The organism is Arthrobacter mobilis, assembly GCF_012395835.1.
Classification (GTDB): domain Bacteria; phylum Actinomycetota; class Actinomycetes; order Actinomycetales; family Micrococcaceae; genus Crystallibacter; species Crystallibacter mobilis.
In genome coordinates this window covers 106,301-120,823 of the sequence record NZ_JAAZSQ010000009.1, presented here as the reverse complement: position 1 = coordinate 120,823, position 14,523 = coordinate 106,301, and the positions used below count along the sequence as shown (strand labels likewise).

Sequence of the window (14,523 nt, the reverse complement as noted above, 5' to 3'; positions counted from 1 at the left end):
CCGGCGCAGGTGAAGTTCACCCCGCTGGAGCTGCGCGAGCTCTCCCACTCGCACGACGTCGACATCATCCTGTACCCGGAGGACTTCGAATTCGACGAGGAGTCGGACCGCCAGATCCAGAGCAACAACCAGACCAAGACCATGGTCGGTACGCTCACCAACTGGATCGCCGAGCAGCCGGAGGACCCCTCGGAGTTCACGGCTTCCCGCCGGCTGCACCTGCACTTCCTGCACACCCCGGTGGAGATCTACGACTCCCCGGAGGCTCCGGGCAAGGTCGCCGGCATCCGGTTCGAGCGCAACGAGCTGGACGGGACCGGCAATGTGCGCGGCACCGGCGAGATCGTCGAGTACCCGGTGCAGGCCGTCTACCGGGCCATCGGCTACTTCGGCTCCGCCCTTCCGGACGTCGAATATGACGGCCAGCTCGGGGTGGTCCCGAACGTCGAGGGCCGCGTGCTGGACGCCGGCGGGAAGCCGGTACCCGGCCTCTACGCCACCGGCTGGATCAAGCGCGGGCCGGTGGGCCTGATCGGGCACACCAAGGGCGACGCCCTGGAAACCATCAACCACCTGCTCGCCGACCTGGGGTCCCTGCCGGCGGCCGAGCAGCCGGAGGAAGAGGCACTGCTGCAGCTGCTGGACGGGCGCGGCGTGGAGTACACCACCTGGGAAGGCTGGCTGAAGCTGGATGCCCACGAGCGGGAGCTGGGCGAGGCCGCCGGCACGGTGCAGACCTCCCGCGGCCCGGTGGTGCGCGAGCGCGTCAAGGTGGTGTCCCGCGAGGACATGGTCGGGATCTCCAGGCCCGCCGGTGCCGCGGCCCTGCAGGCCGGCTCCGTGCTGTAGCCATCCATGCCGCATGGGCGGGCCGGTCTTCCAGTTGATTCGGAAGACCGGCCCGCCCGCCGTTGCAGACTCTGTGAGTCCGGCAGTTCCAGGCTCACAAGGTCGGGGACTCAGGCCTGACGGCAGCCGGGACCAAAGGGACTTGGCCTTGGTCGCAGACTCTGTCAGTACGTTAGTGCCGGACTCCCAATGTTGCCGCCCATCTCCCCGGCTGCAGCCGGCAACCCGTCCTACACTGAGGGGAGGCAGAGTTTGCATCCGATGACGGACGGGGGACAGGACATGGCAGGCCAGGAGCACGACAACACCCCGCCCTTCAACGACCCGACCCATCCGGCCTGGTACACGGATCCGTCCGCGAAGCAGCCGGAACGGCCGCTGCCGCCGCCGGGTCCGGGTGCCGCCCCGGGCCCCTACGGTTACCAGCCCGGTTACGGGATGCAGCAGCCGCCCGGCTACGGCACCTACGGCACGCCCGGTTACGGGCAGCCCGGCTACGGCCTCGGCCAGCCGGCCGCCAGGGGCCTGAGCGTCGCCGCGCTGGTCTGCGGCCTGGTGTCCATGGTGACGATCGGGCTGTTCTTCATCCCGCAGATCCTGGCCATCGTGTTCGGCCACCTGGCCCTGCGCCGCGAGCCGGCGGGCCGGACCATGGCCCTGGCCGGCCTGATCATGGGCTACATTGTGGCCGCAATCTGGGCCGTGCTGCTGTTCTTCGTGGCGGTCGGCGCGGTCTTCGCCCCGTAGCCGGCAGGGCGCGGCGCCGGCGGCTCAGCGCACGTCCTCCAGCTGCGCGGCGACGGCCAGCAGCTGCGCCTCCGCACCGGGCCGGCCGATCAGCTGGATGCCCATGGACAATCCCTGGGCCGTGGTGTGCACCGGCACCGCCACGGCCGGCAGCCCGCAGACATTGACCATGGAACTGTACGGCGAGTACTGGCACTGGCGCATGTAGTCCGCCTCGGGGTCCACTCCGGTGTACCAGCCCAGCGGGCGGGGCGTCTGCGCCAGTGCCGGGGTCAGGACCAGGTCGTAGGCGGCGTACTGGGCGCGGGTATCCTCGGCGAACCTGGCCAGCACCGCCAGGGCCTGCTCGAGGGCACCGGGCGGCCGCCGCAGCGAGCGGAGCCGGAAGGCGCGGGTCAGCGGCATCAGCTGTGCCTCGCGGCGGGCCGGAATCTGCAGCCCCGCCAGGGATGCGGTCCAGACGGTGTGGAAGGCCTGCGGGTAGCGGTTGTCGTAGCGGAAGTTGGTCTCGGCGACGTCGTGCCCCAGTCCGGCGAGCAGCCGGATGCCCGCGTCCAGGGCCGCCTGCGCCTCCGGCTCCAGCCCCAGCGGATATGCGGCGGCGAACGGCGAGGCCGTGCTGACGCCGATCCGGAACCTGCCCTCCGCGTGCAGGGCGGCGGCCAGGAAGCCCGGCTCCCCGGGCCAGGCGGCCCTGGCCACCGGCTCGTCCACCATCGCGTCCAGCAGCAGTCCGGCATCGGCGGCGGTGCGGGCCAGCGGGCCGGCGACCACCAGGGCGCCGGGGTGCTCGCCGGGCGACCCGGCCGGCACCCGGCCGCGTCCGGGCTTCAGCCCGAGGATCCCGGTGGCCGCCGCCGGGATCCGGATGGACCCGCCGCCGTCGGTGCCGGGCGCGAAAGGCAGCAGGCCGGCGGCGACGGCCGCGGCGCTGCCGCCGGAGGAACCGCCAGGGCTCAGCGCCGGGTCCAGCGGATTGCGGGCCGGGGCCGCGACCCGGTTCTCGCTGTAGGCGGTCAGGCCGAACTCCGGGACCTGCGTCTTGCCGAGGCTGACCGCCCCCGCCTCCTGCAGCACCTGGACCAGGGTGTGGCTGAAGCGGGCCGGCTCGTGGTCCAGGGCCGAGCTGCCGTGCGTGGTCGCCACCCCGGCGACGTCGGTCAGGTCCTTGAAGGCCAGCGGCAGGCCGTGCAGCCGGGGCAGTTCCGCCCCGTGCGCCTGCTGCTCGTCCGCCGCGCGGGCGTGCGCCAGTGCAGCCTCGGCGGTGACGGTGACGAAGGCGCCGAGGCGGGGGTTGAGCTGCTCGATCCGGGCCAGGTAGTGCCGGGTCAGTTCGAGCGCGCCGACTTCGCCGCGGCGGATCGCGTCGCGCTGCTGCAGCGCGGTGAGTTCATGCAGTTCGGCCATGCCGGTTGCGGTGCGCCCCCGCGCTAGCCGAGGTAGCGGGTCTCGATCGGCTCCTCCAGGGCCACCGCCTCCGGGCCGTCCCCGGCGTGCGCGGTCACCCGCCAGGCCTGCCTGCCCTCCACTTCGGTGACCGCCTCGGCCAGTTCGGTGCCCCGGTAGAGCAGCCCGGCGCCGTCGTCGGTGCAGTGCGTCTCGCCCAGGGTGCCGTCGGCGACCAGCCGGTGGACCAGCGGCCGGCGCTGCGGCTCGGAGTCGTAGTGCACGCCGTTGTCGAAGGGCAGCAGGGCCAGTCCGTTGGAGACCGGGCGCAGCTGGGGGCCGAAGGAGTCGGTGGTGCCGCCGCGGAACCAGCAGATGGAGCCGGCCGAGACCCCGGCGAGCACCACGCCGGCTTCCCAGACCCGCCGGAAGATCGCATCCAGCCCGTGCACCCGCCACACGGCCAGCAGGTTGGCCACCGAGCCGCCGTTGACCCAGACCACGTCCTGCTCCAGCAGGTGCTCCTCCATGTCGGCGATATTGGGCATGGTGAACAGGTTCAGGTGCACCAGGTCGAAGCCGGCCACCCGGGCAGCGTCGCTGAGGTCGCTGTTGAAGGCCCGCTGGTCCCCGCCGGCGGTGCCCAGGTGGGTGATCCGGGGCGCGCGGCCGGCCGCGCCGGAAAGTTCGACGGCGTAGTGGACCAGGTGGTTGAACTCGAGCCTGGTCCGGTGGCCGGGCTTGTAGCCACCGGAGGTGGCCAGGATGGTGGGCTGTTCGGCGGCCATACAAGTACCTCGGTCGGTTTATTAAGGTGCACGGGTGATCCCACTATAGGCTGGAGTGGACGGCCCGGTGCCAGCGGTTCCCGCCGGTCCCGGCTGTCGCCCAGATGATTGCGCAGCGCTATTCGGAGGTTCCATGAGCGGCGTCGAGAATGTAGGCGTGGACAGCATCGGCCCGGAGGCCACTGTCCTCGATGTCCGCGAGGACTATGAATGGGAAGCGGGCCATATCGACGGCGCCGTACATATTCCGCTGGGCCAGCTGCCGGAGCGCCTGGAGGAGCTGGACCCGGACGAGGACCTGTACGTGATCTGCCGGACCGGCGGCCGCTCGCACCGGGCCGCGGCCTGGCTGGTCGGCCACGGCTACTCGGCGGTCAATGTCAGCGGCGGCATGGATGCGTGGATGGAAGCCGGCCGCGAGATGGTCTCCGACACCGGCCAGCAGCCGACGGTGCTGTAGCCGATGGCCTCCATCTATACCTTCCTGGGCCCGGAGGGGACCTTCACCGAGGCTGCCCTGCTGCAGGTGCCCGGCGCCGCGGAAGCGGTGCGCATCCCGTCCCCGAACGTGAGCATCGCGCTGGAGAAGGTCCGCACCGGCGAGGCCGATGCGGCCATGGTGCCGATCGAGAATTCCGTCGAAGGCGGGGTCAGCGCCACCCTGGACGCGATCGCCACCGGCGAGCCGCTGGGCATTATCGGCGAGAAGCTGGTGCCGATCCGCTTCGTGCTGGTGGCCAAGCCGGGGCTGTCGCTGGACGACATCAAGGTAGTGTCCACCCACTCGCACGCCTGGGCGCAGTGCAAGCAGTGGTGCGACCGCAATATTCCCAAGGCCGAATACATGCCCGGGTCCTCCACGGCGGCCGCGGCCGTGGGGCTGCTGGCCGACAACTGCCCGTACGACGCCGCCATCTGCGCCCCGCTGGTGGCCCAGCAGCGGGGCCTGCACGTACTCGCCGAGGACATCGGGGACGTGGCCGACGCCGTCACGCGCTTTGTCCTGGTCAGCAAGCCCGGTCCGCTGCCGGCCCCGACGGGGGCGGACAAGACCACCCTGGTGGTCCCGCTGCCGGAGGACCGGCCCGGTGCGCTGATGGAGATCCTCGAGCAGTTCGCCACCCGCGGGGTGAACCTGAGCCGGATCGAGTCCCGGCCCACCGGCCAGTTCCTGGGCGACTACTTCTTCAGCATCGACGCCGACGGGCACCTGGCCGAGGAACGCGTCGCCGACGCGGTGCGCGGGCTGCACCGGATCAGCCCGCAGCTGCGTTTCCTGGGCTCCTATCCCCGCGAGGACCGCCGCGGCTACACGGTGCCGCGGTATCATCAGGACCAAGCTTTCCGCCAGGCGCATGCCTGGGTAGAGGGGATCCTGAAAGGGCGCTGATGCCGCGTTTGCGCCGCAGCGATTGGACCGGGCCGGGCTACACCCGCCGCCGGAGGGGGCCGGGCTTCAGCTACCGGTCCACGGACGGCACTGCCCTGCGCGACCCGGACGAGCTGGAGCGCGTCAAGGCGCTGGCCATCCCGCCGGCCTGGCGCCGGGTGTGGATCTGCCCCTACGCCAACGGGCATATCCAGGCCGTCGGAATCGACGACGCCGGGCGCCGGCAGTACATCTACCACCCGTTCTGGCGCCAGCGGCAGGACGCCCGCAAGTTCGAGCACGCCCTGGACTTCGCCGCACGGCTGCCGGCCATCCGCGCCGCCGTCACGCGGGACCTGGCGGCACCCGGATTCACCCGGGAACGGGCCCATGCCGCGGCGCTGCGGATCATGGACATCGGCGCGCTGCGCGTGGGCAGCTCCGAGTACGCCGACAGCAACGGCTCCTACGGGGTGACCACGCTGCAGGCCTCGCACGTCAGCGTCAAGGGTCCCCTCATCGAGCTGGACTTTCCGGGCAAGAGCGGCCAGCAGTGGCAGACGGTCCTCGAGGACGAGGCGGTGGCAGCCTTCATCGCCGGGGTCCTGGAGGGCGGCAGCACCACGGCCCTGGGCTATCTGCAGGACGGCGTCTGGCACAGCCTGGACGCGGGCGCACTCAACGACTACCTGCGCAGGATCAGCGGCGGGGATTTCACCGCCAAGGACTTCCGGACCTGGCAGGCGACCCTGCTGGCCGCCGGGTCCCTGGCCAAGGCGGACAAGGCCCTGCGCTCGGAAGCGCGCCACGCCCGGGCGGCGAAGGCGCGCCGCGCCGCTGCCGGTGCTGCCGTCCGGCAGCGCACCCAGGGCCAGCGGCGGGCCGGCGGGGTCAGCGAAACCGCCCGCCGCCGCGCCGTCGCCGCGACCATGCGGGAGGTTGCCGAGCACCTGGGCAATACGCCCGCCGTCGCCCGGAAGTCCTACGTGGACCCGAGGATCGTGGACAGGTTCATGGACGGCGAGACGGTTCCGCTGAATTCGGGCAGGGTGTCCGAAGCGGCCGTCCGGCGGTTCCTCGCCGGCTGAGGACGCCCCGCCAGGTTTCCGCAGCCGCGGGTAGTAAGTAAGCTGATGGTTGTTCAGGCAGCGGCGTCTACGGAAAGGCAGGGCCATGACCGAAGAATTCGACCGGGCAACGGAGCGGGAGACGGACCCGGAGACGGGCCGGGCCGCGGACCGGCAGGCGGATCCGCAGACGGACCGGACGGCGGCCGGGGAGACGGATCCGCCGGCCGGACAGGTGGCGGATGACGCCCAGCGGGGCAACGTCGGCGGACAGGATACGGCGCAGGGCGCCGTCGAGGAACAGCTGACCCAGACGGCCCGCGAGAACCGGGTCGGGGACGTCGGGGACCTGGGCAACGACCTGCGCCTGGCCGAGGAGCAGCGGCTGATCGAGGAGCAGTCGCACGGACGGTTCCCCACCGGCCCCGGCGACCGGCTGCGCGAGCAGGGCGAGGGGCCGGGGATGGATGCGGCCGCCGAAGCCCTGGACGTGCCCGACGAGGATCTGGCCGGCACCCCTGAGGCGGATGCCAGCGACGACGAGTACCACCGCGGCGGAACCTACCCGGGCGGAGGAAGCGGAGACGAAGCCTAGCCGTATCAGGCCCGGTGGTTGGTGACGCGGCTGGCGGACGGCTCACTTTTCACTGAAGGAGTGTGCGTCCGGGTTGTTGCGCAGCACCACCGGATCCACGCGGATGGACAGCGAGGCCGGCCGCACCTGCACGGTCAGCGAGGTGACATGGCCGTAGGGGTCGCCGTCGAGCTGGGTATTCATCGGCTCGTGCGCGGTGATGTGGACCTTTTTGGCCCGGATGTAGTCGATGACCGGGATCTCGGCGCGGTGCTTCAGCACGGTTTTCGCCCCGATCCAGACCCAGCCGAGCACACTGCGCGGGCTGAGCACCACGACGTCGAGTTCGCCGTCGTCCAGCAGGGCGTCCGGCACGAAGTGGACCCCGGCGGGCATCCGGCCGCAGTTGGCGAACAGGATGCTGCGGATCCGGCGGTGCTCCGCCGGCCCGTCGTCGACCCGGATGGTGACCCGCTGGCGCCTGCCGGGCAGGTGCCGCACCCCCGCCTCGGAATAGGCCATCCAGCCGAACCGCCGCTTCAGCTCCTCCTTGGTGTCCGCGAGCACCTCGGCATCGGTGCCGATGCCGGCGATCACCAGGAAGGTGTCCGTGGAGGTTTCCCGCGTGTGCCTGTTCTCCAGTGTGATGGTCGCCGTGTCGATCCTGCGGTTGTGGCCGAAGAGGGCGGTGCGGATGTTGGCCTCGAGGTTGTTCGGGTCCATTCCCAGGTTCCGGGCCAGCAGGTTCCCGGTGCCCAGCGGCACCAGCCCCACCGGCACGGTCCCGCCGGCCAGTTCCGCCGCCACCACCCGCAAGGTGCCGTCCCCGCCGGCGGCCAGGACGACGTCGGCACCGGCGCGGAGCGCCTGCCGGGTTTGGGCGTGGCCAGGGTCCTCCAGCGTAGTCTCCAGGACCAGCGGTTCCTGCCAGCCGGCTTCGGCGCACGCGGCGGCGACCTTCTCCTGCGCGGCCGCGGCGGCGTTCTTCAGCGGGTGCAGGATCAGTGCCACCCGCTGGCTGCCGGCCGGCGGGAGGGGCGGGGAAGCCTCCGGGCGGATGCGCGGCAGGTGCCGGGCGGCCAGCCAGCTCACGGCGAGGACCACCGCGGTGATCGCGGCGGCCAGGACTGCCAACCACTGAGTGTCCATGATTGTCCTTAGAATAGCCGCCGGTCTGAACGCCGCGGTTCCGGACGGGTTTTTTGCACGGCAGCCAACGGCCTCCCCCCGCTCGCTGCGCTCGCGGCGGGACCCTCGGCCGTTAGACTGTGCTGGTGATCGATGTAAATGAACTTCGCGCCAATCCCGAGATTTTCCGTGCCTCCCAGCGGGCCCGGGGTGCAGACGAGTCCCTGGTCGACGCGGTGATAGCCGCGGACATCGCCCGGCGCGAGGCGATCAACCACTACGAGTCCCTGCGGGCCGAGCAGAACGCCTTCGGCAAGAAGGTGGCGCAGGCCAAGGGGGAGGAAAAGCAGAAGCTGCTGGCCGAGGTCAAGGAACTCGCCGCCGAGGTCAAGGCCGCCCAGACCGCCTCGGAGGTGGCGCAGGCGGAGCAGGAAGCCCTGCTGCGCCGCATCCCGAACCTGATCGAGGACGGCGTCCCGGCCGGCGGCGAGGACGACTTCAAGGTCGTCAAGACGGTGGGCGAGCCGCGCGACTTCTCCAAGGACGGCTTCGAGCCGCGGGACCACCTGGAGATCGGCGAGCTGATCGGGGCCATCGACATGGAGCGCGGGGCCAAGGTCTCGGGCGCCCGCTTCTACTTCCTCAAGGGCGTGGGGGCGCGGCTGGAGATCGCCCTGCTGAACATGGCCATGGACCAGGCCCTGGCGGCCGGCTTCACGCCGATGATCACCCCCACGCTGGTGCGCCCGGAGACCATGCAGGGCACCGGCTTCGACGTGGCTCACGACGCCGAGATCTACCGGCTGGCCGAGGACGACCTGTACCTGGTGGGCACCTCGGAGGTGCCCCTGGCTGGCTACCACGCGGACGAGATCCTGGACCTGTCCGGCGGGCCCATCCGGTACGCCGGCTGGTCCTCCTGCTACCGCCGCGAGGCCGGGTCCCACGGCAAGGACACCCGCGGCATCATCCGCGTCCACCAGTTCAACAAGGTGGAAATGTTCAGCTACACCACCGTGGAGGACGCCGCCGACGAGCACCGGCGGCTGCTGGCCTGGGAAGAGGAGATGCTGGCCAAGGTGGAACTGCCCTACCGGGTGATCGACATTGCCGCCGGCGACCTGGGCACCTCCGCCGCGCGCAAGTTCGACTGCGAGGCCTGGGTGCCGACGCAGAACGCCTACCGCGAGCTGACCTCCACCTCCAACTGCACCACCTTCCAGACCCGCCGGCTCAACGTCCGCGAACGGCCCGCCGGCGGAGAGAAGAAGGCGACCCGGACCGCAGCCACGCTCAACGGCACCCTGGCGACCACGCGCTGGATCGTGGCCATGCTCGAGCACCACCAGAACGCCGACGGGTCGGTCACCGTCCCGGCGGCGCTGCGTCCGTACATGGGCGGCCAGGAGGTCCTGCCGGTTCTCTGACCGGCTGACAACCGGTACCGGCGCCCTGCCGCTCACCCGGAGTTCACCCAGGGTTGTGAACGGGATCCTACCGGCTGCCCCGGGGTGTCTGGTTCACTAATGGAATGACAACTACAGCAGAGAACGCTGCCGCTGGCACCGAGGACCAGCGCGGAACGAAAATGGCGGACCTGGCCGGCGGGTCCCTGGACGGGGCCCGCAAGCTCGTCGCCCTGGACGTTGACGGCACCCTGGTCAACCACGACGGCCACATGAGCCCCGCGGTGCGCGAGGCCGCGCAGGCCGTGGTGGAGGCCGGACACCTGGTGGTGGTGGCCACCGGCCGGTCGCTGAACGCGACGCTGCCGGTGATCGAACTGATCGGCCTGACCCGCGGCTATGCGGTCTGCTCCAACGGCGGGGTGACGCTGCGGATCGATACCGGCCTGGAGGACGGCTACGAGGTTGTCGACAGGGTCACCTTCAACCCGGGGCCTGCCCTGCGCGCGCTGCGCACCAAGCTGCCCACGGCCAAATTCGCCCTGGAGGACGAGGAAGGCCGTTTCCTGTCCACCGAGCGCTTCCAGGATGCCACCTTCGGCATCGAGGCCGTCGGCGTGGACTTCGACACCCTGGCCGATTCGACGGCGGTCCGCGTGGTCGTCTCCAGTGCCGAAAACACCCCCGAGGAATTCGCCCGCGCGATCGAAAGCGCCGGCCTGCACGGGGTGTCCTACTCGGTGGGCTGGAGCGCCTGGCTCGATATTGCCGCGCACGGGGTCACCAAGGCCAGCGCCCTGGAATCCCTGCGCCGCGAACTCGGGGTGGACCCGGCCCACACCGTGGCCATGGGGGACGGGCGCAACGACATCGAGATGCTGGACTGGGCCGCCCGCGGCGTCGCGATGGGCCAGGCGCCTGCCGAAGTTGCGGCCGTCGCCAAGGAGATCACCGGGACCGTGGAGCAGGACGGTGCCGCCACCGTGCTGCGCAGCCTGCTGCGCTGAGGCCGGCCTCAGGCTGAGGTGATGCCGAACAGGCCGATCACCAACGCCATCACCAGGAATGTCGCCAGCTCGTGGCCGATGTTCACCAGCGTCAGCCCCGCCGGACGGCCCTCGAAGGCGTCGTGGGTGATGAAGCGCGCGGCGGTGAAACCGGCCCAGAGGATCAGGGCCGTGACCACCGAGTTCGCCAGGAAGCTGCCGCCGTAGAAGGGTTGGGCGATGGCTGCAGCCCCGGCCAGTACCCAGGCGCTGACGAAGCTGACTACCACGGTGATGATGATTGGCCGGGGCGACCGGCTGCTGAGCTGTTCGTCGCTGACCCCGGAGGTCCGGATCCAGTAGTTGCCGAAAACCTTCCGGGCATACCAGAGTGAACCGACGACCAGGCTGGCCACGGTCGCCGCCAGTACCGCCCACACGTTGATTTCGGGAATCACGGCGCACTCCTTGGTCCGGGGTTGGCCAGCCCTGACGGCTGCCGGGGTTGACCGGATTGTAAGCCTGCCGGAGCGGTCAGGAACAGACCGCCCCGGCCTGCGGCGGCCCCTGGGCCAGCCGCAGCAACCGCGCGGCCGCGGGGCGGCAGGCCCATTCCTCCGCCCAGCGGGAGCGGATGACCGCGTTGCTGACGGCCTGGCTGGTGATGCCCAGTTCCTGCGCCACGAGCCGCTGCTGTCCGCGGGCACCGGGGGTAAGCAGGTCCAGCACCTTCCACTCGGCCTCGGTGCGCCCGGCCACAATGCCGCCCAGCAGCCGCAGCACCGCTTCGGCGTCGGCCGCCGCCTCCGGGCCCGGCCCGGCCACCGCCAGCGGCACCCGGCCGCCGGTCTTCCGTGCCCGGTCCGCCGCGGTGCGCGCGTACGCCAGGCCCGGGCCGCGGACCTCCCCGGCGGTGTCCGGCAGCTGCCGGTGCACCGGGGCGGCGCCGATGCCCACCTGCCAGCGGCGGCGCAGGGCGGCCAGGGCAGCGTGGACGGCGGTTTCCGGATCGGTGACGACGCCGATGGCCCCGCCGCCGGCGGACCGCTGGAAGGGGACCAGCGCGGGCAGGTGGCGCAGTGCCTTGACCAGCTCCGTGGCCGGGTCCCCCGCGGCGCGCGGGCCGCGCTGGTTCAGGGTGAGCACGTACATGCCCCCAGTATGCCCGCGCGGCAACCGGCGGCCGGGGAGCGCCGCAGTCCCTAGGGGCGCTGCGCCGCCTTTTCGACGAGGGCGCGGAATTCCTCCAGCGAGTCCGCCACCAGCGGTTCGCCGTTGAGGAAGAAGGTCGGGGTGCCGCTGATGCCCAGGGCCAGGCCGTCCGCCTTGTCCAGGCGGATGCGGTCGGCCGTGGCCGGGTCGGCGACGGCGCGGTCGTAGGCGGCCAGGTCCAGGCCCAGGTCCTGGGCGAAGCTGCGGAAGAGGGCACTCTTGTCCTCTGCCGAGCCGCCCCACTGGGTCTGGGTCCGGAACATCTTCCGGTGCATGGCCGCGTACTTGCCCTGCTGGGCGGCGGCCTCGACGGCGATCGCGGCGTTCATGGCATTGCGGTGGCCCGGCATCGGGAAGTAGCGGTGGATGACGGTGACGGTGTCCCCGTGCTCCCGGCGCAGTTCCTCGACGAAGGGGTGCGCGGCCAGGCAGGCTTCGCATTCGAAGTCGAGGAACTCGACCAGCTGCGCCTTTTCGTCGGGCGCCTGGGAGAGCACCCGGCTGTTGGCCCGGACCACCTGCCCGGCATCCTCCGGGGCGGTGCCGGTGGCCGCGCCGCGGGCGACGGCGAAGCCCAGGGTGCCCGTCAGGACCAGCAGCCCCATCAGGATCCAGACGACGATGCGTGCCTTGGTGGTTTTGGTCGGTGTGGTCGGATCGCTGGCTTGGGCGGTGCTGGAATTCACAAAGGTCCTAGTGCGGGGCGGAGCAAGATGCTGCTGGGGAACTGCCGGCCGGGCGGCGCGGGCCGCCCGGCCGGCAGTGGAAACGTCCTGGTACGGATGTCCTGCCGGAGGGTCAGCGGACGTCGCGGCCCTGCGGCTCGCTGCCGCCGGAGGTTCCGCCGTCGACGTCGCGGCCCTGCGGCTCGTCGGGAGCGGAGGCCTCGCCTTCGGCGGAGAAGCGCTTGATCGAGGCTTCCAGCTCGGCCTCGGCGGCGGCCCGGTCGGACCAGCCCTCGGCCTTGACCCACTTGCCCGGCTCCAGGTCCTTGTACCGGGTGAAGAAGTGCTCGATCTCCTTGACCAGGAACTCGGGAACATCGGAGAGTTCCTGGATGTGGTCGAAGCGCGGGTCGGTGGGCACGCACAGCACCTTGGCATCGCCGCCGCCGTCGTCGGTCATGTTGAAGACGGCGATCGGGCGGGCCTCGACCAGCACGCCCGGCAGCAGGTCGAAGTCCTGCAGCAGCAGCATGGCGTCCAGCGGATCCCCGTCCTCGCCCAAGGTGTCCTCGAAGTAGCCGTAGTGCGTCGGGTACTGCATGGCCGTGAACAGGACACGGTCCAGTCGGAGGCGGTGGGTCTCGTGGTCGATTTCGTACTTAACCCGCGATCCCTTGGGGATCTCGATGGTCACATCGTGCTTCATGGCATGCTCCTGGGTAACGGCTGCTGATCCGGGCGCGGGCACAGGCCGGTGGTGAATCGGGCCGATACCCCGCGCCGGTTTACCCTTAACGATATAGGCCTTGCGTCCCCGGCCCGGCATCGGCCGGCCGCACGGGCGTTCACACTTGGGGCACAGCAAGCAACGGAAACACCGGGAGGACCGCATGAACCGTGGCTTCCGCGTGCTCACTTCCGTACTGCTCGCCGCCGCCTACGCGGCCGTTGCCGTCCCCGCGGGCCTGAACCTCGCCCGGGCCGACTGGGCACCACAGTCCGCGTCGGAGTCCGCGCCGCCACCGGCGCAGCAAGTGCCCGGGCAGCTCTCCGGGCCGGGGACCATCACAGCGCTGGAGGATTCGGCGCCGGTGCCGGAACCGAAGGTGCTGGCCGGCCTGCTGGACCAGGCGCTGGCGTTCGAGGGCGGTGCCTTCGCGGCAACGGTGGCCGATGCCGCCACCGGGCAGGTGCTGTACAACCGGTCCGGCCGGCAGCCGCGCATCCCGGCCTCCAATATGAAGCTGCTCACGGCCGCCGCGGCACTGTCGGTGCTGGGGCCGGATGAGAGGTTCGACACCTCCGTGCTGCGCGGGGGCAAGCCGGGAACCCTGGTGCTGCGCGGCGGCGGGGACAGCCTGCTGACCGCCGGGGAATCGGAGCGCCGGGGCGGGCCGGCCGGCACGCTCGGCCGGGCGGGCCTGGCCACGCTGGCGGCCGCGACGGCGAAGGCACTCCGGGCGGAGAAAGCCGGCGGCGAACTGGCCATCCTGGTGGATGACAGCGCCTACGCCGGCCCGGTGATCAGCCCGGGCTGGGATCCGGCCGATGTGGCCTCCGGACAGGTGGGCCCGGTCTACCCGCTGGCGATGTACGCCGGCCGCGCCTCCGCCGGCGGCGCCTATGCCGCGGATCCGGCGCTGGCCGCCGGGCAGGCCTTCCGCGCCGCGCTGGCCGAGGAGCTGGCCGGCAGCGGCCTGAGCGTGGCCGGCACCGTGGCGCGGGGTACTGCCCCGGCCCAGGCCGCCGAGCTGGCCCGCGTGGAATCGGCCCCGGTGGCGGACCAGGTCGACTACATGCTGCAGGAATCGGACAACTACGTGGCCGAGGTACTGGCGCGCAATACCGCGCTGGCCAGCGGCAAGCCCGGCTCCTTCGGCGGCGGCACCGAGGCGGTCCGGGAAGCGGTCGCCCGGCTCGGGGTCCCCACGGAGGGCATGCTGATCACCGATGCCAGCGGGCTGTCGCTGCGCAACCGGGTCTCCACCGTGCAGCTGGCCGCGGTGGTCGCGGCCATCACCAACGGGGCCAACACCTCGCTGCGCGCCGGCCTGTCGGGCCTGCCGATCGCCGGACTGAGCGGCACCCTGGACAGCCGGTACACGCTGGAGAACCAGGCCGGGGCAGGCCTGGTCCGGGCCAAGACCGGCACGCTGAACGCGGTCACCGCGCTCACCGGCTACGTGGTCACCGCGGAGAACCGGCTGCTGGTCTTCTCCTTCGTGGCCAACGACCTGAGCAACTCGACGGCGCAGGCCCGGGCCGCGGCGGACCGGGCCGCGGCGCTGCTGGCCGGCTGCGGCTGCCGGTAAGGAGTGCGGCGCCGGGCGGAGGGGTGGTGACCGC

At 71.5% G+C, this 14,523-nt stretch carries 16 protein-coding genes; 9 read left to right on the top strand and 7 right to left on the bottom strand.

What is annotated here, in order from left to right:
• A partial coding sequence (locus tag HGG74_RS11270; RefSeq protein WP_512698805.1) for a ferredoxin--NADP reductase domain-containing protein occupies window positions 1–849 on the top strand: 849 nt, incomplete at its 5' end.
• 282 nt (window positions 850–1,131) lie between these two features.
• On the top strand, window positions 1,132–1,596 hold the full coding sequence (locus HGG74_RS11265; RefSeq protein ID WP_168486439.1) for a DUF4190 domain-containing protein: 465 nt from the start codon (window positions 1,132–1,134) through the stop codon (window positions 1,594–1,596).
• A gap of 24 nt (window positions 1,597–1,620) precedes the next feature.
• Here the strand turns inward: HGG74_RS11265 and HGG74_RS11260 are convergent, their stop codons facing one another.
• The gene (locus HGG74_RS11260; protein WP_168486438.1) at window positions 1,621–3,003 is read right to left on the bottom strand and encodes an amidase; all 1,383 of its coding nucleotides are present in this window, start codon (window positions 3,001–3,003) and stop codon (window positions 1,621–1,623) included.
• A gap of 23 nt (window positions 3,004–3,026) precedes the next feature.
• Complete coding sequence (locus HGG74_RS11255; RefSeq protein WP_168486437.1) at window positions 3,027–3,770, bottom strand: Type 1 glutamine amidotransferase-like domain-containing protein; 744 nt, start codon at window positions 3,768–3,770, stop codon at window positions 3,027–3,029.
• Between the two features lie 133 nt (window positions 3,771–3,903).
• Between HGG74_RS11255 and HGG74_RS11250 the strand changes: the two genes are divergently transcribed.
• The 4 genes from HGG74_RS11250 (at window position 3,904) to HGG74_RS11235 (ending at window position 6,801) form a co-directional block, all read left to right on the top strand.
• A complete protein-coding gene (locus HGG74_RS11250) occupies window positions 3,904–4,230 on the top strand; it encodes a rhodanese-like domain-containing protein (RefSeq protein ID WP_168486436.1) in 327 nt (108 codons plus the stop codon).
• Window positions 4,231–4,233: 3 nt separating this feature from the next.
• Entirely contained in the window at window positions 4,234–5,160 is a 927-nt protein-coding gene (gene pheA, locus HGG74_RS11245; protein WP_168486435.1) for a prephenate dehydratase, read from the top strand.
• The gene (locus HGG74_RS11240; protein ID WP_168486434.1) at window positions 5,160–6,227 is read left to right on the top strand and encodes a DNA topoisomerase IB; all 1,068 of its coding nucleotides are present in this window, start codon (window positions 5,160–5,162) and stop codon (window positions 6,225–6,227) included. Before pheA ends, HGG74_RS11240 begins: the two co-directional genes overlap by 1 nt.
• 85 nt (window positions 6,228–6,312) lie before the next feature.
• Complete coding sequence (locus HGG74_RS11235) at window positions 6,313–6,801, top strand: hypothetical protein (RefSeq protein ID WP_168486433.1); 489 nt, start codon at window positions 6,313–6,315, stop codon at window positions 6,799–6,801.
• 42 nt (window positions 6,802–6,843) lie between these two features.
• Here HGG74_RS11235 and HGG74_RS11230 read toward each other — a convergent pair whose 3' ends face one another.
• A complete protein-coding gene (locus tag HGG74_RS11230; protein WP_168486432.1) occupies window positions 6,844–7,929 on the bottom strand; it encodes a diacylglycerol/lipid kinase family protein in 1,086 nt (361 codons plus the stop codon).
• Between the two features lie 125 nt (window positions 7,930–8,054).
• Between HGG74_RS11230 and serS the strand changes: the two genes are divergently transcribed.
• Window positions 8,055–9,335, top strand: coding sequence for a serine--tRNA ligase (gene serS, locus HGG74_RS11225; protein ID WP_168486431.1), 1,281 nt, complete (start codon window positions 8,055–8,057; stop codon window positions 9,333–9,335).
• Between the two features lie 104 nt (window positions 9,336–9,439).
• Window positions 9,440–10,321 carry an HAD family hydrolase gene (locus tag HGG74_RS11220; protein WP_168486430.1) on the top strand — a complete coding sequence of 294 codons (882 nt, stop codon included), beginning with the start codon at window positions 9,440–9,442 and terminating at the stop codon, window positions 10,319–10,321.
• An 8-nt stretch (window positions 10,322–10,329) separates the two neighbouring features.
• Here the strand turns inward: HGG74_RS11220 and HGG74_RS11215 are convergent, their stop codons facing one another.
• The 4 genes from HGG74_RS11215 to HGG74_RS11200 form a co-directional block, all read right to left on the bottom strand.
• Complete coding sequence (locus HGG74_RS11215; RefSeq protein WP_168486429.1) at window positions 10,330–10,758, bottom strand: DUF1761 domain-containing protein; 429 nt, start codon at window positions 10,756–10,758, stop codon at window positions 10,330–10,332.
• A gap of 76 nt (window positions 10,759–10,834) precedes the next feature.
• Window positions 10,835–11,452, bottom strand: coding sequence for a hypothetical protein (locus tag HGG74_RS11210; RefSeq protein WP_168486428.1), 618 nt, complete (start codon window positions 11,450–11,452; stop codon window positions 10,835–10,837).
• Window positions 11,453–11,502: 50 nt separating this feature from the next.
• Complete coding sequence (locus HGG74_RS11205) at window positions 11,503–12,198, bottom strand: DsbA family protein (protein WP_376766134.1); 696 nt, start codon at window positions 12,196–12,198, stop codon at window positions 11,503–11,505.
• A gap of 112 nt (window positions 12,199–12,310) precedes the next feature.
• Complete coding sequence (locus HGG74_RS11200; RefSeq protein WP_168486427.1) at window positions 12,311–12,883, bottom strand: inorganic diphosphatase; 573 nt, start codon at window positions 12,881–12,883, stop codon at window positions 12,311–12,313.
• Between the two features lie 184 nt (window positions 12,884–13,067).
• Here HGG74_RS11200 and dacB point away from each other — a divergent pair, with 184 nt between their 5' ends.
• Window positions 13,068–14,489: a D-alanyl-D-alanine carboxypeptidase/D-alanyl-D-alanine endopeptidase gene (gene dacB / locus HGG74_RS11195; protein WP_168486426.1), complete on the top strand. Its 1,422-nt coding sequence runs from the start codon at window positions 13,068–13,070 to the stop codon at window positions 14,487–14,489.
• Window positions 14,490–14,523: the final 34 nt, after the last annotated feature.